This is a genomic window from Nocardia asteroides, assembly GCF_021183625.1.
GTDB lineage: Bacteria > Actinomycetota > Actinomycetes > Mycobacteriales > Mycobacteriaceae > Nocardia > Nocardia asteroides_A.
Genome location: NZ_CP089214.1, coordinates 4,431,248 through 4,452,100 on the forward strand (window position 1 = coordinate 4,431,248; position 20,853 = coordinate 4,452,100).

19 protein-coding genes are annotated in these 20,853 nt (G+C 71.9%); 14 read left to right on the plus strand and 5 right to left on the minus strand.

The window, feature by feature from the left end; translation table 11 throughout:
• Positions 1 to 11: 11 nt before the first annotated feature.
• From LTT61_RS21105 to LTT61_RS21120, 4 genes are all read left to right on the plus strand, one after another.
• Positions 12 to 1,175, plus strand: a complete 1,164-nt coding sequence (locus tag LTT61_RS21105; protein WP_233015795.1) for a pyridoxal phosphate-dependent aminotransferase — start codon at positions 12 to 14, stop codon at positions 1,173 to 1,175.
• 159 nt (positions 1,176 to 1,334) lie between these two features.
• The gene (locus LTT61_RS21110) at positions 1,335 to 1,973 is read left to right on the plus strand and encodes a TetR/AcrR family transcriptional regulator (protein ID WP_233015796.1); all 639 of its coding nucleotides are present in this window, start codon (positions 1,335 to 1,337) and stop codon (positions 1,971 to 1,973) included.
• A gap of 6 nt (positions 1,974 to 1,979) precedes the next feature.
• Positions 1,980 to 3,443 (plus strand): adenylosuccinate lyase, encoded by a 1,464-nt coding sequence (gene purB / locus LTT61_RS21115; RefSeq protein WP_233015797.1) that lies wholly within the window; start codon positions 1,980 to 1,982, stop codon positions 3,441 to 3,443.
• 7 nt (positions 3,444 to 3,450) lie between these two features.
• The gene (locus LTT61_RS21120) at positions 3,451 to 3,876 is read left to right on the plus strand and encodes an HIT family protein (protein ID WP_233015798.1); all 426 of its coding nucleotides are present in this window, start codon (positions 3,451 to 3,453) and stop codon (positions 3,874 to 3,876) included.
• A gap of 1 nt (position 3,877) precedes the next feature.
• On the opposite strand, the gene LTT61_RS21125 is transcribed toward LTT61_RS21120, so the two are convergent.
• Positions 3,878 to 4,930, minus strand: coding sequence for a DUF2330 domain-containing protein (locus LTT61_RS21125; protein ID WP_233015799.1), 1,053 nt, complete (start codon positions 4,928 to 4,930; stop codon positions 3,878 to 3,880).
• Positions 4,931 to 4,976: 46 nt separating this feature from the next.
• Between LTT61_RS21125 and LTT61_RS21130 the strand changes: the two genes are divergently transcribed.
• Entirely contained in the window at positions 4,977 to 7,133 is a 2,157-nt protein-coding gene (locus LTT61_RS21130) for a S9 family peptidase (protein ID WP_233015800.1), read from the plus strand.
• Between the two features lie 86 nt (positions 7,134 to 7,219).
• Positions 7,220 to 7,924 (plus strand): DUF2334 domain-containing protein, encoded by a 705-nt coding sequence (locus LTT61_RS21135; RefSeq protein ID WP_233015801.1) that lies wholly within the window; start codon positions 7,220 to 7,222, stop codon positions 7,922 to 7,924.
• Between the two features lie 612 nt (positions 7,925 to 8,536).
• Here LTT61_RS21135 and LTT61_RS21140 read toward each other — a convergent pair.
• Positions 8,537 to 9,187: an MBL fold metallo-hydrolase gene (locus tag LTT61_RS21140; RefSeq protein WP_233015802.1), complete on the minus strand. Its 651-nt coding sequence runs from the start codon at positions 9,185 to 9,187 to the stop codon at positions 8,537 to 8,539.
• Between the two features lie 126 nt (positions 9,188 to 9,313).
• Between LTT61_RS21140 and purS the strand changes: the two genes are divergently transcribed.
• The 4 genes from purS (at position 9,314) to LTT61_RS21160 (ending at position 12,363) form a co-directional block, all read left to right on the plus strand.
• Complete coding sequence (purS, locus tag LTT61_RS21145; protein WP_233015803.1) at positions 9,314 to 9,550, plus strand: phosphoribosylformylglycinamidine synthase subunit PurS; 237 nt, start codon at positions 9,314 to 9,316, stop codon at positions 9,548 to 9,550.
• Complete coding sequence (gene purQ, locus LTT61_RS21150) at positions 9,547 to 10,224, plus strand: phosphoribosylformylglycinamidine synthase subunit PurQ (RefSeq protein WP_233015804.1); 678 nt, start codon at positions 9,547 to 9,549, stop codon at positions 10,222 to 10,224. Before purS ends, purQ begins: the two co-directional genes overlap by 4 nt.
• 272 nt (positions 10,225 to 10,496) lie before the next feature.
• A complete protein-coding gene (locus LTT61_RS21155; protein ID WP_233021127.1) occupies positions 10,497 to 10,919 on the plus strand; it encodes a MarR family winged helix-turn-helix transcriptional regulator in 423 nt (140 codons plus the stop codon).
• A gap of 148 nt (positions 10,920 to 11,067) precedes the next feature.
• Positions 11,068 to 12,363, plus strand: coding sequence for a M18 family aminopeptidase (locus LTT61_RS21160; protein ID WP_233015805.1), 1,296 nt, complete (start codon positions 11,068 to 11,070; stop codon positions 12,361 to 12,363).
• Here LTT61_RS21160 and LTT61_RS21165 read toward each other — a convergent pair.
• Positions 12,321 to 13,544 carry a glycosyltransferase 87 family protein gene (locus tag LTT61_RS21165; RefSeq protein WP_233015806.1) on the minus strand — a complete coding sequence of 408 codons (1,224 nt, stop codon included), beginning with the start codon at positions 13,542 to 13,544 and terminating at the stop codon, positions 12,321 to 12,323. The genes LTT61_RS21160 and LTT61_RS21165 overlap by 43 nt on opposite strands.
• A 103-nt stretch (positions 13,545 to 13,647) precedes the next feature.
• On the opposite strand from LTT61_RS21165, the gene purL reads away from it, so the two are divergent.
• Positions 13,648 to 15,939 (plus strand): phosphoribosylformylglycinamidine synthase subunit PurL, encoded by a 2,292-nt coding sequence (gene purL / locus LTT61_RS21170; protein ID WP_233015807.1) that lies wholly within the window; start codon positions 13,648 to 13,650, stop codon positions 15,937 to 15,939.
• Here the strand turns inward: purL and LTT61_RS21175 are convergent, their stop codons facing one another.
• The gene (locus LTT61_RS21175) at positions 15,940 to 16,227 is read right to left on the minus strand and encodes a YiaA/YiaB family inner membrane protein (RefSeq protein ID WP_233015808.1); all 288 of its coding nucleotides are present in this window, start codon (positions 16,225 to 16,227) and stop codon (positions 15,940 to 15,942) included.
• Between the two features lie 220 nt (positions 16,228 to 16,447).
• Between LTT61_RS21175 and LTT61_RS21180 the strand changes: the two genes are divergently transcribed.
• The 3 genes from LTT61_RS21180 to LTT61_RS21190 all read left to right on the plus strand — a co-directional run bounded on the left by LTT61_RS21180 (position 16,448) and on the right by LTT61_RS21190 (position 19,323).
• Positions 16,448 to 18,187, plus strand: coding sequence for an alpha/beta hydrolase (locus LTT61_RS21180; RefSeq protein ID WP_233015809.1), 1,740 nt, complete (start codon positions 16,448 to 16,450; stop codon positions 18,185 to 18,187).
• A gap of 95 nt (positions 18,188 to 18,282) precedes the next feature.
• On the plus strand, positions 18,283 to 18,927 hold the full coding sequence (locus tag LTT61_RS21185) for a CPBP family intramembrane glutamic endopeptidase (RefSeq protein WP_233015810.1): 645 nt from the start codon (positions 18,283 to 18,285) through the stop codon (positions 18,925 to 18,927).
• A 9-nt stretch (positions 18,928 to 18,936) separates the two neighbouring features.
• Positions 18,937 to 19,323, plus strand: coding sequence for a sterol carrier family protein (locus tag LTT61_RS21190; protein ID WP_233015811.1), 387 nt, complete (start codon positions 18,937 to 18,939; stop codon positions 19,321 to 19,323).
• Here the strand turns inward: LTT61_RS21190 and LTT61_RS21195 are convergent.
• Positions 19,310 to 20,719, minus strand: coding sequence for a YhgE/Pip domain-containing protein (locus LTT61_RS21195; RefSeq protein WP_332909195.1), 1,410 nt, complete (start codon positions 20,717 to 20,719; stop codon positions 19,310 to 19,312). The two genes, LTT61_RS21190 and LTT61_RS21195, sit on opposite strands and share 14 nt — an antisense overlap.
• Positions 20,720 to 20,853: the final 134 nt, after the last annotated feature.

Sequence of the window (20,853 nt, forward strand, 5' to 3'; positions counted from 1 at the left end):
CCGTCGGACGGGTGTCCATGCAATCGCGCCGGTCGACCATCCCCCCTTTCTACGTCATGGACGTCTGGAAGGCCGCAGCCGCGCGCGCCCGCAGCCACGGTGACGTGCTGGTACTCGCCGCGGGGCAGCCATCGACCCCCGCCCCGGCTCCGGTGCTGCGCGCCACCGGAGCCGCGCTCGGCACCGAGCTCCTCGGCTACACCGAGACCTTCGGCATCCTGCCGCTGCGCGAAGCCATCGCCGAGCACCACGCGACCACCTACGGCTACCCCGTCGACCCGGACGACGTCGTGGTGACCACCGGCTCCTCCGGCGCCTTCACCCTGCTCTTCCTCGCCGCCTTCGACCCGGGCGACACGGTGGTGGTGGCCCGCCCCGGCTACCCCGCCTACCGCAACACCCTCACCGCGCTCGGCTGCCGGGTGCTGGAGCTGGACTGCGGCGAGCAGACCAGGTTCCAGCCGACGGTCGCCATGCTCGCGGCGCTGCCCGAGCCCCCCGCCGGGCTGGTGGTCGCGAGCCCGGCCAACCCCACCGGCACCATGATCGACCCGGCCGAGCTGGCCGCGCTCGCCCGCTGGTGCGAGGCGAACGGCACCCTGCTGATCTCGGACGAGATCTACCACGGCATCACCTACGAGGACAGCATCGGCGGCACCTCGTCGGCCTGGGAGACCTCGAGGGAAGCTGTGGTGATCGGCTCGGTGTCGAAGTACTTCTCGATGACCGGCTGGCGGCTCGGCTGGATGCTCGCCCCCGCCGGGCTGCGCCCCGCGCTGCAGCGGCTGGCCTCGAACATGACGGTCTGCCCGCCCGCGATCTCGCAGTACGCGGCGGTGCACGCCTTCGGCGCGGAGGCGAAGCAGGAGCTCGACGGCCACGTGCGGCGCTACGCCGTGAACCGGAAACTGCTGCTGGAGGGGTTGCCGAAGATCGGGATCACCGATCTGGCCCCGGCCGACGGCGCCTTCTACGCCTACGCCGACGTCGGGCACCACACCAGGGATTCGCTGGCCTGGTGCGCGGAGGTGCTCGCGCACACCGGCGTCGCGCTGGCGCCGGGGCTCGATTTCGACACCGCGCGCGGGCACCGCACCGTTCGCTTCTCGTTCGCGGGCGCCACCGCCGACATCGAGGGGGCGCTGGCCCGGCTCGGCCCCTTCCTGACGCGCTGAAACACCCTGTCTCAGTACCGTTGTCCGAATTAGCTGGCTCCCAACAACTTTGCGCGGTACGGCACCGCGGGCAGCGCAATTGGGTAAAAATCGGGTAACTGTGTTCTTCCTCTTTCGATTTCGCACGGATGTATTGATGACGACTGGCACGATGGCACGGTGATAACCGCGACGACCCCGAAAGGCGAACGGCGTCGCCAGGCTCTGGTCGCAGCCGCCGCAGACCTCCTGCTCGAAGGCGGTTTCGAGGCGGTGCGGCACCGATCGGTCGCAACCCGCGCCGACCTGCCACTGGCATCGACGACGTATTACTTCGAATCCCTCGAGGATCTGATCGCGCGCGCGGTCGAGTTCGCGGGCAACACCGAAGTCGACGGCATGCGCAGGCGGGTCGGCGAGGTGAGCCACCGCCGCCGCGGCGCGGAGGCGACCGTCGACCTGGTGCTCGACCTGCTGATCGGCCCGGAGGGCACCGACGACGGCGCGCGCGGCAGGCTGATCGCCCGCTACGAGCGTTCGGTCGCCTCCGCCAGGCACCCCGAGCTACGCGGCGTGCAGCTCCGACTACGCCAGCAGCTCGACGAGCTGCTCGCCGACGTGCTGCGCCGCTCCGACCGGGTGGTCAGGCAGGAGCAGCTGCGCAGGCTGGTCGCGGTGGTGGACGGCGCGGTGGTCGCCGCGCTCGGCGAGATGAACCCGGAGCCGCGCCGGGCGGCCCGCGGCGCGCTGCTCGAGGTGATCGACATCGTCGCCCCGCCGACGTCCCAGCAGCCCGATCGGCTCCGGTCACTAGACTGACCGGACGTGACCACTGCCGAGACCGCCCCCGCACCCGAGAACACCGCGCCCGGCCGGGTGCCCAACGTGCTCGCGACCCGCTACGCCGGGCCCGAGCTGGTGCGGCTGTGGTCGCCGGAGAACAAGATCGTGCTCGAGCGCAGGCTCTGGCTGGAGGTGCTGCGCGCGCAGTCCGAGCTCGGCGTGGACGTGCCCGCCGAGGTGGTCGCCGACTACGAGCGCGTCATCGATCAGGTCGACCTCGGCTCGATCGCCGCCCGTGAGCGGGTCACCAGGCACGACGTGAAGGCCAGGATCGAGGAGTTCAACGCCCTCGCCGGCCACGAGCACGTGCACAAGGGCATGACCAGCCGCGACCTCACCGAGAACGTGGAGCAGCTGCAGATCCGGCTCTCGCTGGAGCACGTGCACACGCACGGGGTCGCGGTCGCGGCCCGGCTGGCCGAGCGCGCCGCCGAGTACCGCGCCCTGGTCATGGCCGGGCGCTCGCACAATGTCGCCGCGCAGGCCACCACGCTCGGCAAGCGCTTCGCCTCGGCCGCGGACGAGCTGCTGATCGCGCTCACCCGGCTGCGCGAGCTCATCGACCGCTACCCGCTGCGCGGGATCAAGGGCCCGATGGGCACCGCGCAGGACATGCTCGACCTGCTCGGCGGCGACCCGGAGAAGCTGGCCCGGCTGGAGCGCCAGGTCGCCACGCACCTCGGCTTCGCCACCGTGCTCACCAGCGTCGGCCAGGTGTACCCGCGCTCGCTCGACCACGACGTGCTCTCCGCGCTGGTGCAGGTGGGCGCCGGGCCGTCGTCGTTCTCGCACACCGTGCGGCTGATGGCCGGGCACGAGCTGGTCACCGAGGGTTTCCAGCCCGGGCAGGTGGGCAGCTCGGCCATGCCGCACAAGATGAACACCCGCTCCTGCGAGCGGGTGAACGGCCTGCAGGTGGTGCTGCGCGGGTACGCCTCGATGGCTGCGGAGCTGGCGGGCGCGCAGTGGAACGAGGGCGACGTCTTCTGCTCGGTGGTGCGCCGGGTCGCGCTGCCGGACGCCTTCTTCGCCATCGACGGCATGATGGAGACCTTCCTGACCGTGCTCGCCGAGTTCGGCGCCTACCCGGCGGTGGTCGCGCGGGAACTCGACCGCTACCTGCCGTTCCTCGCCACCACCAGGATCCTGATGGCGGCGGTGCGCGCCGGGGTCGGGCGGGAGACGGCGCACGAGGTCATCAAGGAGCACGCGGTCGCGGTGGCGCTCGCGATGCGCGAGCAGGGCCGCGAGCCCGACCTGCTGGACCGGCTGGCCGCCGACGACCGGCTGCCGCTCGACCGCGCCGCGCTGGACGCCGCGCTCGCCGACAAATCGGCCTTCGTCGGCGCCGCCGAGGCGCAGACGGGGGCTGTGGTCTCGGCAGTCGAGGAGCTGGTGGCCCGCTACCCGGACGCGGCAGGCTACACCCCGGCGCCGATCCTCTGAGCGCGCCGTGAACCCGTACACGATCTTCGCCGACATCATCGCCGGGCGGGCCCCGGCCAGCGTGGTGTACGACGACCCCGATGTGCTCGCCTTCCTCGACATCCGCCCGGTCACCCCCGGCCACCTGCTGGTGGTGCCGAAGGTGGTGGCGCGCAGCCTCGCCGAGCTCGACCCGGCGCTCGGCGGGAAGCTGTTCCAGGTGGGGCAGCGGCTCGCGGCGGCGCTGCGGAGCAGCGAGGTCGGCTGCGACGGGGTCAACTTCTTCCTGGCCGACGGGGTGACCGCGGGCCAGGAGGTGTTCCACGTGCACCTGCACGTCATCCCGCGCACGCCGGGCGACGGGTTCGGGCTGCGGGCGCGGGCCACCAGCCCGCACCGCGCCGACCTGGACTACCTCGCCGGTTCCATCCGCGGCGCGCTCTCCCGCGGGTAGCTCAGCGCGCCCTGCGGAAGACCCGGAGCACCGCGATCACCACCAGGGTGGCGGCGAGCAGCGCGGCGCCGAGGATCACCGGCCCGGCCGGGGCGCCGAGCACCTGCACCTGCTCGGTGCGGGTGATCCGCTCGCGGTGCTCGGCGTCGGAGTCGGCATCGGCGAAGGTGAAGTCGCTGGTGATCCGCGCGGGATCGGTGATCGAGACGGCGAGTTCGGTGAGGTAGTCGGCGCCTCCCGCGGTGAGCTCGCGGAGCAGCGGGTCGTCGGTCTCGGTCAGCCGCCCGGCGAACTCGACCTCGGTGAACTGCCGCGGCACGTCCGGGTCGGTGCGGCGCACCCGGTGCTCGCCGAGCACGTAGAGCCGCACCGACTGCGGCAGCGTCGCCGCCGACGACATGCGCATGGGGTAGACCGGGGCGGTGGCGTCGAAGGTGAGCCGCACCGGGTCGAGCGCGCCGTCCAGCCCGTCCGCGCCGGTGAGCCGGATGGCGACGAACGACCAGCCGTCCGCCAGGTACGGCGCGAGCGTATCGACCACCTCGGAGCGCATGTGATATCCGTTGTCGCGCAACCAGTTCCGCACACCGTCGAGGCCGCCGCCGGAGAGCGTCGTCGCCTCCAGCGGGCCGAGCGTGACCTGGTTCAGCACGGTCGGGCCCGCGCCGGGCGCGGCGGCCGAGCTGAGCCCGTCGAGGTCGTCGGAGCCGAAGAAATCCCGCTCGGTGACGATCTCCGGCGCGGTCCGCCGCTCGAGCTCGTCGAAGGTGCCCGCGGAGCCCGCGCTCACCGTGGCCGGGGCCGGGGTCGGGACGACGAGCGCGGCGCGGTCGCCGTCGGAGCGCAGGGCGAGCTGCATGAGGATGGTCTGCCGCGCGCCGTCCCAGTGCACCAGCGCCACTTCGTTGTTCACCGTGGCGATCTCGCCGGTTCCGGCGACGGCGCCGCAGGCACAGGCCGCGGCGGGGACGGCGGCGCCGCCGGTCAGCGCGGCCACCGCGAGGAGCAGGGTTGCCAGCACACCGGCCGGACGGGGGCGTGCGGCGAGAGGCATGGAGCGAGCCTAATCACGGCGGCTTCGCGACAGTAGGGTGGTGCGCATGTCTGTCGAGAGTGTGCCGCCCCCCGTCGCGAAGACCGTGCCGACCGAGCGCGTGCAGCACGGCGATGTCGTGATCGACGAGTACGAGTGGCTCCGCGACAAGGACGATCCCGAGGTGATCGCCCACCTGGAGGCGGAGAACGCCTACACCGAGGCGAACACCGCGCACCTGGCCGAGCTGCGCACCGCCATCTTCGACGAGATCAAGGGCCGCACCCAGGAGACCGACCTCTCGGTCCCGACCCGGCTCGGGCAGTACTGGTACTACTCGCGCAGCTTCGAGGGCAAACAGTACGGCGTGCACTGCCGCTGCCCGGTCGACCCGGCCGCGGCGGGGCTCGACGCCTGGACCCCGCCGCAGCTGGAGGCAGGCACCGAGATCGCGGGCGAGCAGGTGCTGCTGGACAGCAACGTGCTCGCCGACGGGCACGACTTCTTCGCGCTCGGCGCCTTCTCGGTGAGCAACGACGGCACCCTGCTCGCCTACTCCACCGACACCGTCGGCGACGAGCGCTACCTGCTGCGCTTCCTCGACCTGCGCACCGGCGAGCAGCTCGGCGACGAGATCCCGGGCACCGCCCCCGGCGCCACCTGGTCGCTGGACGGCTCGCACGTCTTCTACCAGACCGTCGACGACTCATGGCGCCCCGACACCGTCTGGCGGCACCGGCTCGGCACCGCCGCCGCAGCCGACGTCAAGGTCTTCCACGAGCCGGACGAGCGGTACTGGGTGAGCATCGGCAGCACCCGCTCGGAGAAGTACCTGCTGATCTGGGTCGCCTCCAAGATCACCAGCGAGGGCTGGATGCTGGAGTCGGCCGACCCGGAGGGCGAGTTCCGGGTGATCCTGCCGCGCCGCGATGGCGTGGAGTACGGCGTCGAGCACGCCGTGATCGCGGGCGAGGACCGGTTCCTGGTCCTGCACAACGACGTGGTCGACGGGGTGAAGGCGGAGAACTTCGTGCTCGCCGAGGCCCCGGTCAGCGACCCCGCCGCGCTCACCCTGCTCATCGGGCACCGCGACGACGTCCGGCTGGAGGACGTCGACGCCTTCGCCGGCCACCTGGTGCTCGGCTACCGCCGCGAGGCGCTGAGCAGGCTCGCGGTCTGGCCGCTCACCCCCGACGGCTACGGCGAGCGCCGCGAACTCGAGTTCGACCTGCCGCTCTTCGCCGTCGGGCTCGGCGCCAACCCGGAGTGGGAGCAGCCGACGCTGCGCATCGGGCTCACCTCCTTCACCACCCCGACCCAGGTCTTCGACTACGCCCCCGACACCGGCGAGCTGCTGCTGCGCAAGGAGCAGCCGGTGCTCGGCGGGTACGACCCCGCGCGCTACGAGCAGAGCCGGGACTGGGCGGTCGCCGAGGACGGAACCCGCATCCCGATCTCGCTGGTCTGGCGCAGGGACGCGGTGCAGCCGGGCACCGCGGCGCCGCTGCTGCTCTACGGCTACGGCTCCTACGAGGCCAGCATCGACCCCGGCTTCTCGGTCTCCCGGCTCTCGCTGCTCGACCGCGGCATGGTCTTCGCGGTCGCGCACGTGCGCGGCGGCGGCGAGATGGGCAGGCTCTGGTACGAGAACGGCAAGACGCTGCGCAAGAAGAACACCTTCACCGACTTCGTCGCCGCGGCCAGGCACCTCATCGACACCGGCCGCACCAGCGCGGACCGGCTGATCGCGGACGGCGGCAGCGCGGGCGGGCTGCTGGTCGGCGCGGTGGCGAACCTGGCCCCCGAGCTCTTCGCCGGCATCCTCGCCAACGTGCCCTTCGTGGACCCGCTGACCTCGATCCTGGACCCCTCGCTCCCGCTCACGGTGATCGAGTGGGACGAGTGGGGCAACCCGCTCGCCGACCCCGAGGTCTACGCGTACATGAAGTCCTACTCGCCGTACGAGAATGTCGAGGCCAAGAACTACCCGGCGATCCTCGCCATCACCAGCCTCAACGACACCCGGGTGCTCTACGTGGAGCCGGCCAAGTGGGTCGCGCGGCTGCGCGCGGTCGCGACCGGCAACGCCCCGCTGCTGCTGAAGACCGAGATGAGCGCGGGCCACGGCGGGGTCAGCGGGCGCTACGAGAAGTGGAAGGAAGTCGCCTTCGAGTACGCCTGGGTGCTGGACACCGTCGGGCTCGGCAAGGTGGCGCCGTCATAGCGGCACGCTCCGATATGTGACGGTGTTGGCTTCGGCGTCATCCCGGCTGCACGCCGCGGACATGTCGTCCTGCCACCGTTGCGGGTATGACTGCCGAGCTGATCGTCTCCGTGTCCGGCATCCGGGACACCACCCGGGACGCCGCGATCGAGTTCGCGGCCGCGATGGACGACCGGGGCGTCCCGCTGTCGCTGCTCGTCGCGCCGCGGCTGAAGGGCGGCTACCGGCTGACCGATGACCCGGCCACCCTGGCCTGGCTGCGCGGGCGGCGCGCCGGTGGCGACGCCATCGTGCTGCACGGCTACGACCAGGCGGCCACCAAGCGCAGGCGGGCTGAGTTCGGCGCGCTGCCCCGGCACGAGGCGCGGTTGCGGCTGATGGCGGCGGATCGGGTGATGGAGCGGGTGGGGCTGCGCACCCGGCTCTTCGCCGCCCCGCGCTGGGATGCGTCGGCGGGGGCGATGGAGGCGCTTCCCGATGTCGGTTTCCGGCTGGCGCTCGGGCTGACCTCGATCGTCGACCTGGAGCGCAACAGTGCGCAGCGCACCCGCGTGTACGGGATCGGCGAGGGTTTCCGCACCGAGCCGTGGTGGTGCCGGGCGCTGGTCCTCGGCGCGGCCAGGACCGCCAAGCGCGGTGGGGTGGTGCGGCTCGCGGTGTCCGGGGCGCAGCTGGCTCGTTCCGGCCCGCGGCAGGCGATGCTCGACGCCATCGACCTGGCGCTCTACCACGGTGCCTCCGGGCAGCTGTACCGGTGGGAGCCGTTCGGCGCCGCGACACGCGCAGCCTGACCGACCGAACGGTCTGTTTCGGCGGCTGTTCGCGGACGCCGGGTGTGTCGAGCCCGCTCGTCGGGGCGGCGAACCGAACCCCGGGTCGGTGGGCGAAGCCGCCACCCGGCGACCGGGCCGATGTCTCCGGATGTTCCCGTGCCGCCGTTCGGCGCAGCGCCGGAACAACACCGGCAACCCGGCTTCTCCGGAATTTCTATTGTTTCGGTCGGATTCGCCGCTCCCGCACCGAATTGGATGCCGCAGAATTCGGGGTGCCGAAAAGAAATCCGAAAAAATCCGGCCCGGGGGCGTTTGCTTCCATGGTGAACGGTGCAATTCTGTCAGTGCGGCATCCGATCGCATCAAGACGACAGGAAGGAAAGCGCAATGCTCGAAACTCTTCTCGAATTGATCACCACGCTGGTCTCGACCCTCAGCGCGAGCACTCCGGATATCCCCGACCTCCCGCTGCCCTGACCGGCCCAGCTACGCTGACCAGCCGCCCCGCCTCGGACAACTGCCGACGCGGGGCGGCTTCGTCGGTACTGCACAATTGTGTTTTGCAATCGTGGATGCACGTGCATTGCGTCTTCCGGCTATCCCGATGCGTTTTGCGCAGGTGTGCGCGGATCAGCCGGGGAACTCTTTACTTTGCTCGTGATCGATGAGCGAGAACTCCGTCTCCTCCGGCCCCATTTCGGTGAGCCGTCCGAAGTAGATCCCCCGCGCCTCCGGCGCGACGACTCCGTAGTGGATCGGCACCGCGCTCCGCGGGCGAACCGCCCGCAGATAATCCACCGCCTCGCTGATCCGCATCCACGGCGCCGCCGCCGGGATGGCGAGCACGCCGACCGGGCTCGGCGGCACCCAGAGCGAATCGCCGGGGTGCACCAGCTGCGCGGGCTCCGCCGGGGTGCCGAGCTGGAAGACGGTGTTGTCGATGACCGGCAGCTCCGGGTGGATCACCGCGTGCCTGCCGCCGCCGCCGGTCACGGTGACCCCGCCGACGGTGAGCACCTGCCCGGCGTGCACCGCCTCCCACGGCTCCGGCCGCAGCTCGGCGGTCTGCGGGTCGGCGAGCAGCCGGGCGCCGGGGTTGGCGTCGATCAGCGCGCCGATCCGGTCACCGTCGATGTGGTCCGGGTGCTGGTGGGTGACGGCGATGGCGTCGAGCCCGGTGATGCCCTCGAACCCGTGCGCGAAGGTGCCCGGGTCGAACAGCACTTTCGTGCCGTGCAGCTCGACGAGGATGCAGGAGTGTCCGAAGTGAGCTATGCGCATGCGGCGATGCTAGTCGCCGGTGACCGGCGTGACCGGCTGTGATCTCGCACCCCCCGGCAGCCGTCCGCGCCCGCCGCCATTACGCTGTGCCGGTAACCCCCCGAATCTTTCGCGAGGAGAAAACGCGTGGCACGAGTCGTGGTCGAGGTGATGCCGAAGGCCGAGATCCTGGATCCGCAGGGTCAGGCCATCGTCGGTGCGCTTCCCCGCCTGGGATTCGCCGGTGTGTCCGATGTGCGGCAGGGCAAGCGCTTCGAGCTCGATGTCGAGGACTCGGTGAGCGACGCCGAGCTCGAGCAGATCGCCGAATCGCTGCTCGCCAACACCGTCATCGAGGAGTGGAAGGTCGTCCGGCTGTCATGAGCCCGCGCATCGGGGTGATCACCTTTCCCGGCACGCTCGACGACGTCGACGCGGCCCGCGCGGTCCGGCTCTCCGGCGCCGAGGCGGTGAACCTGTGGCACGCCGACGCCGATCTCAAGCGGGTCGACGCGGTGATCGTGCCCGGTGGCTTCTCCTACGGCGACTACCTGCGGGCAGGCGCCATCGCCCGGTTCGCCCCGGTGATGGGCGAGGTGGTGCGCGCCGCGGGCCAGGGGCTGCCGGTACTCGGCATCTGCAACGGCTTCCAGGTGCTGTGCGAGGCCGGGCTGCTGCCCGGCGCGCTCACCCGCAACGACGGGCTGCACTTCGTCTGCCGCGACGAGTGGCTGACCGTCGAGTCCACCGGCACCGCGTGGACCGGCCGGTTCGAGCAGGGCGCGCAGATTCTGATCCCGCTCAAGTCCGGCGAGGGCCGCTTCCAGGCCGCGGCCGAGGTGCTCGACCGGCTGGAGGGCGAGGGCCGGGTGGTCTTCCGCTACTCCGGCGACAACCCGAACGGCTCGCAGCGCGGCATCGCCGGGATCTCCTCGGCGAACGGCCGGGTGGTCGGGCTGATGCCGCACCCGGAGCACGCCACCGAGGCGCTCACCGGCCCCAGCGACGACGGGCTCGGGCTCTTCCTCTCGGTCCTCGATTCGCTCGTGGCGGCCTGAGCCGCAACGACTTCCCGGTACCCGGCCCGGATCGCGCTCCCGCGCGGTCCGGGCCGGTGTCGTTTCCGGTGCTCCGGCGGCTGTGCCGAATCCTCTCGCTGAAATTTGCATTTCGAGTATTCGAAGTCGAATTGAACTGGCACAGCCGACTTTTCGGACACCTCCGCAGTGTCCGGTGACCGGCCGACACCACTCGCTCACGCGAATTTTCCACGTTCGGTAGTCTTCCCCTCGTTCCAATTCTCGAGGCAGTCAGGACAATTGTGGAAACCATGGTGGGCGGTAATTCCACGCTGCATGGCGCGTTGCGTTCCGCGGAGCGGAGTTGGGTGCGTCACCTCGACGACGCTTTGTACGCGCGCCAGCTTTCCCCGGATCAGTGGTCGATGTTGTCGAATCTCTCCGTCGACGGCCGGACCACGATGAGCGAATTGGCGGCGAAGTCGCAGTTGCCGCCATCTTCGGCGACTCGGCACGCCGATGCGCTGGCCGAACGCGGGCTGATCTTCCGTGTGGCGGCCGAGGACGACCGGCGGCGCATCCTGATCGGGCTCAGCAAGCTGGGCGCCGAGCTGGTCGCGGCGGTGCGCGCCGAGGAGTATCGGGCCGAGCAGCAACTCCGTTCCCGGATCGGGGCGCGGCGATATGCGGAACTGCTCCGATTGCTGGATCTGGTGGCGCAGACCGTCGGTTGATTCATCCGATGAAATTCGCGCGGCATTTCCGCCGGTAATTGTGACGGGTTGTGCGAATGGTGCGGATGTGATTCCGTATCGTCAATAGGACTTGACGGTCCCGCACCTGGGCCGGAGTGGCGGCGCCGCGCTGCCTAGGATCGCGGGCATGCCCGTCGTCAGCACCACCGCCACCGCCACCGGCCTGTGCGCCTTCATCGACGCCTCGCCCTCCCCGTTCCACGTCTGCCACACCGTGAGCCGGGAACTGGAGGGACGCGGCTTCCGCGCGCTGCGCGAGGCGGAGCCGTGGCAGGCGGGCGAGCCGGGCCGGTACTACGTGATCCGAGGTGGATCGCTGGTGGCCTGGAGCACCGAGGGAATCGCGCCCGGTGCCGGGTTCCGGGTGGTCGGCGCGCACACCGACAGCCCCAACCTGCGCGTCAAGCAGCACCCCGACCTGCTCTCGGCGGGCTGGCAGCTGGTCGGGCTGGAGCCCTACGGCGGCGCCTGGCTGAACTCCTGGCTCGACCGCGACCTCGGCATCTCCGGCAGGCTCACGCTGCGCGATCCCGACGGCGGCGGGGTGCGCGAGCAGCTGGTGCGGATCGACGAGCCCATCCTGCGGGTGCCGCAGCTCGCCATCCACCTCTCCGAGGAGCGGCGCGGGGTCACGCTCGACCCGCAGCGGCACGTCAACGGGGTCTGGGGCGTCGGCACCGAGCCCGCCTCGTTCATCCGGTACGTGGCCGAGCAGGCCGGGGTGGTCGCGGCCGACGTGCTCGGCTGGGAGCTGATGACCCACGACCTCGCGCCGAGCACCCTGGTCGGCCGCGACCGCGACCTGGTGAGCGCGCCCCGGCTGGACAACCAGGCCACCTGCTACGCCGGGCTGGCCGCCTTCCTGGCCGCGCTGGCCGAGCCGGGCGCGGCGCTGCCGGTGCTCGCGCTCTTCGACCACGAGGAGGTCGGCAGCCAGTCCGAGCGCGGCGCGCAATCCGACCTGCTGCCCGCGGTGCTGGAGCGGATCGTGCTCGGCGCGGGCGGCGGGCGCGCGGAGTACCTGGCGGCACTGGCCGGCTCGCTGGTCGCCTCCGGCGACATGGCGCACGCCACGCACCCCAACTACCCGGACCGGCACGAGCCCGCGCACCGGATCGCGGTGAACGGCGGCCCGGTGCTCAAGGTCAACCAGAACCTGCGCTACGCCACCGACGCCGTCGGCACCGGCGCCTTCGCGCTGGCCTGCGCCGAGGCGGGGGTACCGCTGCAGCGCTACGTGCACCGCGCCGACCTGCCCTGCGGCTCCACCATCGGCCCGATCACCGCGGCCCGCACCGGCATCGGCACGGTCGACGTCGGCGCGCCGCAGCTGGCCATGCACTCGGCGCGCGAGTTCATGGGCGCGGCCGACGTGCCTGCCTACGCGGCCGCGCTCGCGGCCTTCCTCACCCCGGCCGCCTGACCGACGGCGACCCCGGCGACCAGCACCAGGAAGGTCACCCAGACGTAGCTGCTGCCGATGACCTGCTGCCACCAGGCCCACTCCAGCTCCCGGTCCTTCGCGTGCGGCAGCAGCCACTGCGGGCCGATCAGGAAGAGCAGCGCGAGCGCGCCGGTGCCGATGAGCAGCGGGCGGGAGCGGTTGCCCTCGGCGATGGCGACGCCGAGCAGCAGCAGCGCGGGGGCGGCCCAGACCCAGTGGTGCGACCAGGAGACCGGCGAGACCAGCAGCAGCGCGGCGGCGTTCACCAGCAGCGCAGAGACCGGGCGGTCGGCGGCGAGCAGCCGGTGCATCCAGAGCGCGGCCAGCGCGACCGCGATCGCCCCGAGCCCGAGCCAGAGCGCGGTGGCGGCGCCGTCGGAGACGCCGAGCCGGAAGGCGAGCCCCTTCAGCGACTGGTTGCCCGCGAAGTAGGGCGGGCCGATCCGGTCGGTGTTGGCCAGCGTCTCCGACCAGTACTGCACCGAATCCGTCGGGAAGAACAGGAAACCGACGCCGACCGCGGCGGCCGCCGAGACCACGAGCGTGCCCGCCGCCTTCCAGTCCCGGCGGAGCAGGAAGAAGAGCAGGTAGCCGGCCGGGATGAGCTTCACCGAGACCGCGATGCCGATCAGCATGCCGCGCGGCCAGAAGGTTCTCGGCGCCAGGCAGTCGAGCGCCACCGCGGCCATCAGCACCAGGTTGATCTGGCCGAAGCCGAAGGTCTGGCGCACCGGCTCCAGCATCTGGGCCAGCGCCACCGCGGCGATCACTGCGGTCAGCACGGCCACCCGGTTCAGCTCGGGCCGCAGCCGGATCAGCACCAGCCACAGCGTGATCGCGAGGCTGGCGATCGAGGTGACCAGCACCACGATCTCGGCGACGCCGAGCGGGACCAGCGCCAGCGGGGCGAAGAGCAGCGCGGCCAGCGGGGGATAGGTGAAGGGCAGCGCGATGTCGCCGATCGGCGGCATCGGGCCGTACAGCTCGCCGCCGTCCAGCCAGACCCGCGGGCCGTTGCGGTAGACCTGCAGGTCGATGTAGTGGTCCCACCAGTGCAGCAGCAGCGAGACGGTCGCCGACAGCGCGAACAGGCCGATCGCGAGGAGCAGCAACCGTCGCTGCCGCCGTGCCGAATCGGCAACCCCCGATCGTTCGTTCACGCGGCACAGGGTAGCGGGTGCCGTCCCCCCATCGGCCCACGGCTAAACTCGCAGGCGATTTCCCGCATCGCGAAAACCGGCCCGAAAGGACCCTGGTACTCCCGTGACTTCGCAGGTCGACACCGTCAGCGCAGCCGTAGCAACCCCGGACACCGCGCAGCCCTACACCGAACTCGGGCTCAAGGACGACGAGTACGCCCGCATCAGGGAGATCCTCGGCAGGCGCCCCACCGACGCGGAGCTCGCGATGTACTCGGTGATGTGGAGCGAGCACTGCTCGTACAAGTCCTCCAAGGTGCACCTGCGCTACTTCGGTGAGACCACCACCGACGCGATGCGCGCCTCGATGCTGGCCGGGATCGGCGAGAACGCCGGCGTTGTCGACATCGGCGACGGCTGGGCGGTCACCTTCAAGGTGGAGAGCCACAACCACCCCTCCTACGTGGAGCCCTACCAGGGCGCGGCCACCGGCGTCGGCGGCATCGTCCGCGACATCATGGCCATGGGCGCGCGCCCGATCGCGGTGATGGACCAGCTGCGCTTCGGCGCCGCCGACGCCGCCGACACCAGGCGCGTGGTGGACGGCGTTGTCCGCGGGGTCGGCGGCTACGGCAACTCGCTCGGGCTGCCGAATGTCGGCGGCGAGACCGTCTTCGACGCCTCGTACCAGGGCAATCCGCTGGTGAATGCGCTCTGCGCGGGCGTCATGCGGGTGGAGGACCTGCACCTGGCCTTCGCCTCCGGCGCCGGCAACAAGATCATTCTGTTCGGTGCGCGCACCGGGCTGGACGGCATCGGCGGCGTCTCGGTGCTCGCCTCGGACACCTTCTCCGGCGACGAGTCCGGCGGCGGCCGCAAGAAGCTGCCGAGCGTCCAGGTCGGCGACCCGTTCACCGAGAAGGTGCTCATCGAGTGCTGCCTGGAGCTGTACTCGGCGAAGCTGGTGGTCGGCATCCAGGATCTCGGCGGCGCCGGGCTGGCCTGCGCCACCTCGGAGCTCGCCGCGGCCGGCGACGGCGGCATGCGGGTCGAGCTGGACCGGGTGCCGCTGCGCGCGGCCGACATGACCCCGGCCGAGGTGCTCTCCAGCGAGTCCCAGGAGCGCATGTGCGCGGTGGTGACCCCGGAGAACGTGGACGCCTTCCTCGACGTCTGCCGCAAGTGGGACGTGCTGGCCACGGTGATCGGCGAGGTCACCGAGGGTGAGCGGCTCATCGTCACGTGGCACGGGGAGACCGTGGTCGACGTCCCGCCGCGCACCGTCGCGCACGACGGCCCGGTCTACGAGCGCCCGGTGCGCCGCCCGGACCACCAGGACGCGCTGATCGCCGACAGCACCGACCGGCTGGCCCGCCCCGGCACCCCCGACGAGCTGCGCGCCACCCTGCTGACCATGCTGGCCAGCCCGCAGCTGTGCAGCCGCAGGTGGATCACCGAGCAGTACGACCGCTACGTGCGCGGCAACACCGTGCTCGCCGAGCACGCGGACGCCGGCGTCATCCGGATCGACGAGAACAGCGGCCGCGGCATCGCGCTCGCCACCGACGCCTCCGGCCGCTACACCAAGCTCGACCCGTACACCGGCGCGCAGCTGGCGCTGGCCGAGGCGTTCCGCAACGTCGCCGTCACCGGCGCCACCCCCAAGGCCGTCACCAACTGCCTGAACTTCGGCTCGCCCGAGGATCCGGGCGTCATGTGGCAGTTCCAGCAGGCGGTCCGCGGGCTCGCGGACGGCTGCGTCGCGCTCGGTATCCCGGTGACCGGCGGCAATGTCAGCTTCTACAACCAGACCGGGCAGGACGCGATCCTGCCGACCCCGGTGGTCGGCGTGCTCGGCGTCATCGACGACGTGCGCCGGCGCATCCCCACCGGCCTCGGCACCGAGCCGGGCGAGACGCTGATCCTGCTCGGCGAGACCCGCGACGAGTTCGGCGGCTCGATCTGGTCCCAGGTGGTGCACGACCACCTCGGCGGCGTCCCGCCGCAGGTCGACTTCGCCCGCGAGCAGCTGCTGGCCGATGTGCTCACCGCCGGATCGCGGGACGGCATGATCAGCGCCGCGCACGACCTCTCCGAGGGCGGGCTGATCCAGACCGTCGTCGAGGCGGCGCTGGCGGGCGAGACCGGCTGCCGGGTGCTGCTGCCGGAGGGCGCCGACCCGTTCGTCGCGCTCTTCTCCGAATCCGCGGGCCGGGTGCTCGTCGCCGTGCCGCGCTCCGAGGAGACCAGGTTCAGCAAGATGTGCGAGGCCCGCGGGCTGCCCGCGGTGCGCATCGGCGTCGTCGACCAGGGCTCCGACTCGGTGGAGGTGCAGGGCCAGTTCACGGTGCCGCTCACCGAGCTGCGGGCCGCCTTCGAGGGCACCCTGCCCAGGCTCTTCGGCGCCCTGGGCTGATCAGCCGGTCTTGAACGGGTCGTGCTCGGCGATCAGCTTCTCCAGCCGCGCCTCGTCGACCCGGACCCGCAGCGAATCCGATTCCTGCCGGTCCCTGACCACCTTGGCGAGGGTGAAGGAGCTGGTCACCAGGAACAGCACGGACATCGCGAGGAAGCCGCGCTGCCACACGTCCAGCGGCAGGTAGAGGATGCCGACGCCCGCCCCGATCAAGCTGACGCCGAACGCGATCGCGGCCTGCGCCACGTAGGCCCCGGTCATCTTCGACTGTGCGTTGGTAGTGCTCATGGGTATCGAGTCTGCGGCGCGGGTGGGCCCGGCGCCTGCGTGTGACTACTCGAGCGCCCCCGAGTAGTTGCGCCGGTTCCGATGCGCACCGGCAGGCGCTGGGACACCGGGTGTGACGGGGTCGCCGCGAGCCGCCGCCGGGGGATGTCCGGGATGCCAGCCATACTGTTCCGGTGACGTCCGCCCAGCCCCCCGCCGCGTCGGCCCGCTGAGCCGCGTCGTGCCAGCGACCTCCCCGACGCTCACCCGGCTGCGCAGGCGGCTGCTGATCGTGGTGCGGCACATCGAGATCATCATCGACCTCAACTACGCCGGGCTGGTGGTCGCCACCCTCTTCTTCGCGCTCTCGGTGACGCCGTCGCTGGTGCCGCGCGACTGGCTGTTCCAGGGGCTCGTCTCCGGGATCAACGCCGCGCTCGGCTACGGCGTCGGCTGCGTGCTGGAGTGGCTGTTCCGGCTGTGGGTGTGGCCGCGGGTGCGCGGGCGGGTGCCGGAGCCGCCGACCTGGGTGCGGTACGCCGTGAAGTCGGCGGTGTTCCTCACGGCGGCGCTCGGCGCGGGCTTCATGCTGGTGCAGTCGGCGCGCTGGCAGCGCGAGATCAGCGCGCTGATGGGCATGGAGGGCACGCCGACCCCGGCCTACCTGCGCACCGGGCTGCTCAGCGTCGCCGTCGGGGTGGCGGTGGTCGCCGTCTACCGGACGGTGCGCGCCTTCGTGACCGTGCTGGCCAGGGAGCTGAACCGCTGGGTCCGGGTGCCGCGCGAGCTCGCGCCCGCGGTCGGGCTGCTCGTCCTGGTGATCGCGGTGGTCACCGTGTTCAACGGCGTCGCCAGCCGGGCCTTCTTCGCGCTGGCGAACGAGGCGTTCAAGGTGCGCAACGACGACACCTCGGCCTACGCCATCCAGCCGGTGCTGCCGGAGCGCTCGGGCAGCCCCGATTCGCTGGCCGAGTGGGACACCCTCGGCTTCGAGGGCCGCTGGTTCGTCTCGCACGGGCCGAGCCGGAGCCGGATCGCCGCCGTCACCGGGCGGCAGGCGGCGGAGCCGATCCGCGCCTACGTCGGGCTGGAGTCGCGCGCGGGCGACCGCACCCAGGCCGAGCTGGCCGTCGCCGAGCTGGAGCGCACCGGCGCCTTCGAGCGCAGGGTGCTCGTACTCATGACGACGACCGGCACCGGCTGGGTGAACTCCATGGCGGCGGGCGCCATCGAGTACATGTACGGCGGCGACAGCGCGATCGTCGCCACCCAGTACTCCTACCTGCCGAGCGTGCTCTCCTTCCTGGCCGACCGGAGCAAGGCGGCGAGCGCCGGGCGCGAGTTGTTCGACGCGGTGTACGAGCGCTGGTCGGCGCTGCCGCCGCAGGCGCGGCCCAAGCTGCTGGTCTACGGCGAGAGTCTGGGGTCGCAGGGGTCGGAGGAGGCATTCGACGGGCTGGCCGAGCTGCGCGCGCAGGTGGACGGGGCGCTCTGGGTCGGGCCGCCGAACTCGAACCGGCTGTGGAAGCAGTTCGTCACCCGGCGCGATCCCGGGTCGCGCGAGGTGCAGCCGGTGTACGCGGACGGGCTCGTCGTCCGGTTCGCGGCCGAGTGGGCGGATCTGGACCGGCCGGAGGCGGAGTGGCGGACGCCGCGCATCGCGTACCTGCAGCACGCCTCCGACCCTATCGTCTGGTGGTCGACGGACCTGATCTTCTCGCAGCCGGACTGGCTCTCCGAGCCGCGCGGCTCGGACGTCTCCGCACAGATGCGCTGGTACCCCTTCGTCACCTTCTGGCAGGTCGCCGCGGATCTCACCAATGCGCAGGGGGTCACCGACGGGCACGGCCACCGCTACGGTGACCTGGTGATCGACGGCTGGGCCGCCGTCGCCGCCCCGCCGGAGTGGAACCCGGAGCTGGCCGAGAACGTCCGGATCCAGCTGGAGGCGGCCGAGGATTTCGAGCGGGCCACCAAGTGAGGGGCGCGCCGCGGAGGGATCGCCACGGGGGCGCCGGCCCGGCTCGGCAGGATGCGGCGGCCCGGCGCGCGCACCCGGGTGTAGCGCGGGCGATCGTGCGGCCGTTCGCCGGGCGCACCGCGGCGAGCCGGGGCCGGGCGCTGCTCGCGGTGGCCGCGCCGCTCGTGTGGCACGACGCGGTACTGCCGCGGCTCGGGCTCGACATTCGCGGACGCACCGCCGCGAACGTCGCCTTCGCGACGGGGTACGCGCGGCTCTGCGCCGGACAACCCCGCTGGCGGGCGCCGGCCGGATGGCGCCGGGGATTCGGTGCCGCCGCTGCGGTCCTCGCCGGCTACGGCGCAGCCCTGACCTTCTCGCCGACTCGCCGGATCCTGGCCGGCACCCCGGACCGGGCGCCGGGTGTCTCCGTCGCCGAGTGGATCGGCGTGCACATCCCGCTCGGCACCGTCTACTCCGAGGAGCTGATCTTTCGCGGCACGCTCGACGGCATCGCGGGCACCCCGCTCACCGCCCTCGTCTTCGGCCTCTGGCACATCGCCCCCGCTCGCGCCGCGGGCGACCCGATCCTGCCCACCGTCGCCGCCACCACGGCGGCCGGGCTGGTCTTCGGCGCGCTGCGCCGGAGCAGCGGCAGCGCGACCGCCCCCGCCCTGCTGCACTACGCCCTGAACGCGGGCGGCGCCATCACCCCCCGGCTGGCCCGGTCGCGCGCGAAGCCCGCGACCGCCGCCGGGTAACCTCGCGACGTGCCAGGACGCTCCACCGTCGACCCGAACGAACTCCGCGCCGCCACCGCCGCGGTGCGCGACTGGCTGCTCGACGAGAGCACCCCCGCCCCGGCCCGCGCGCAGCTCGGCGCCGCCGTCCGCGCCACCGCCCGCACGCTGGCCCAGGCAACCCCCGGCCATTCGGTCGAGGTCAGGGTGCCGCCCTACGTCGCGGTGCAGTGCGTCGACGGCCCGCGGCACACCCGCGGCACCCCGCCGAACGTGGTCGAGACCGACCCGCGCACCTGGCTCCTGCTCGCCACCGGCCTGCTGACCTTCGCGGCGGCCACCGAGAGCGGCGCCGTCACCGCCTCCGGCAGCCGGGCCGCCGAGGTGGCGCACTGGCTGCCGGTCACCCGGCTGTAGCGGCGCCCCGGTTCAGCACGTTCTTCCGGTGCAGCCCCTTCTGGTCGTAGAACCGGGTCACCACCGCGCCGAAGACCAGCCCGATGCCGAGCCCGAGGATTGTCATCCAGACTCCGCGGGTGAGCCCGGCCGGGCCGCTCGCGTCGAAGTACAGGATCGCGCGGATGGCGAGGAACACCTGGTGCATCGGTTCGAAGGTGGCCAGCCAGGCGAAGTACGGCGGCGTCGCCTCGATCGGCACCGTCCCGCCGGAGGAGGGCAGCCCGAGCACGACGAAGAGGATCAGGTTGGCGAGCAGCCCGGCCGAGCCGATCGCCGCCAGCATGGAGATGCCGGTGATGCCGACCGCCGCGATGGCGAGCCAGCTGTAGAGGAAGAGCGCGAGCCCGTGGCTCAGCGGCAGGTCGAGCAGGTGCGCGGTGAGCAGGAAGACCCCGGAGACGATGGCCGCGGCGACCGCCATCACGCCCCACTTGAGCAGCACGGTCCGGAATCGGGTGATCGGGGTCGGCGGATAGTGCACATACCAGGGGCCGTACTCGGTGGGCACGAAGCCGAGCTGGGCATCGACCATGGTGTGGATGACCATCGCGCCGACCACGCCGGCGAGCAGCAGGAGCAGCGCGTAGAAGAAGGCCGTCAGCCCCTGGCCGGTGCCGTTCGGCAGCGGGTGGTACTGCTGCACCAGCACGTCGATCGGCTCGCGCAGCACCACCCGCGCGGCGCCGGTCAGCTCGGTCTTCTGCGCGCCCGGCGGGCTCGCCGCCAGCTGCGCGTTCACCTGGTCGGTGAGCTGCCGCCCGACCTGATCGTTCACCCGGACCAGCATCTCGTCGGCGATCCGGAGCACAACCTGGGTGCTGTAGGCGCCCGCGCGCGGGTTGGTCTCGATGGTCACGATGGGCCGCTGGATGTCGCCGGGCACCACGCTGCCGATACCGAGGATGCCGAGCGATTTGCTGAAGTCGCTGGGGATGACGACGGCGCCGTAGACCTGCCCGGTCTGCAGCAGCCGCTCGGCCTCGCTGATCCCGACGACGTGCAGCTCGACCTTGTCGGTGGGGATCGCGGCGACGATGCCGTCGGTCACCTGCCTGCCGAAGTTCACCTGCTGCTGCCCGCCGCCGGTGTCGAGCACGTCGCCGAGGTCCTGGTTCACCAGGGCGATCGGGAAGTCGTGCAGGTTCTCCTCCGGGTCGGCGACGTAGCCGAGGTACATCACGCCGAGCAGCGCCGTGAGCAACGTGAGTACCACCACAGGCGCACCGGTCATCCTGGCCCAGCCGAGCAGGCTCCGCGGCGTGCTGCCGCCGGTCGCCGGAACCTGGACCGAATCGGCCGAATTGCCTGATCCGGCGGGGTCTTCCGGCTTACCGGGCTGGTCGGGCGTGGTCACCGCAGCACGGTAACAGGTGGAACCGGCGGTTCCGCGGTCATCGTGACGCGGAACGCTCCGCGCCGCCGCGCCGCCTGCCACCAGCGGGGCTGGCCGTAGAATGGCGGTCGCCCCAAGCCCGCCCGAACAGGGAG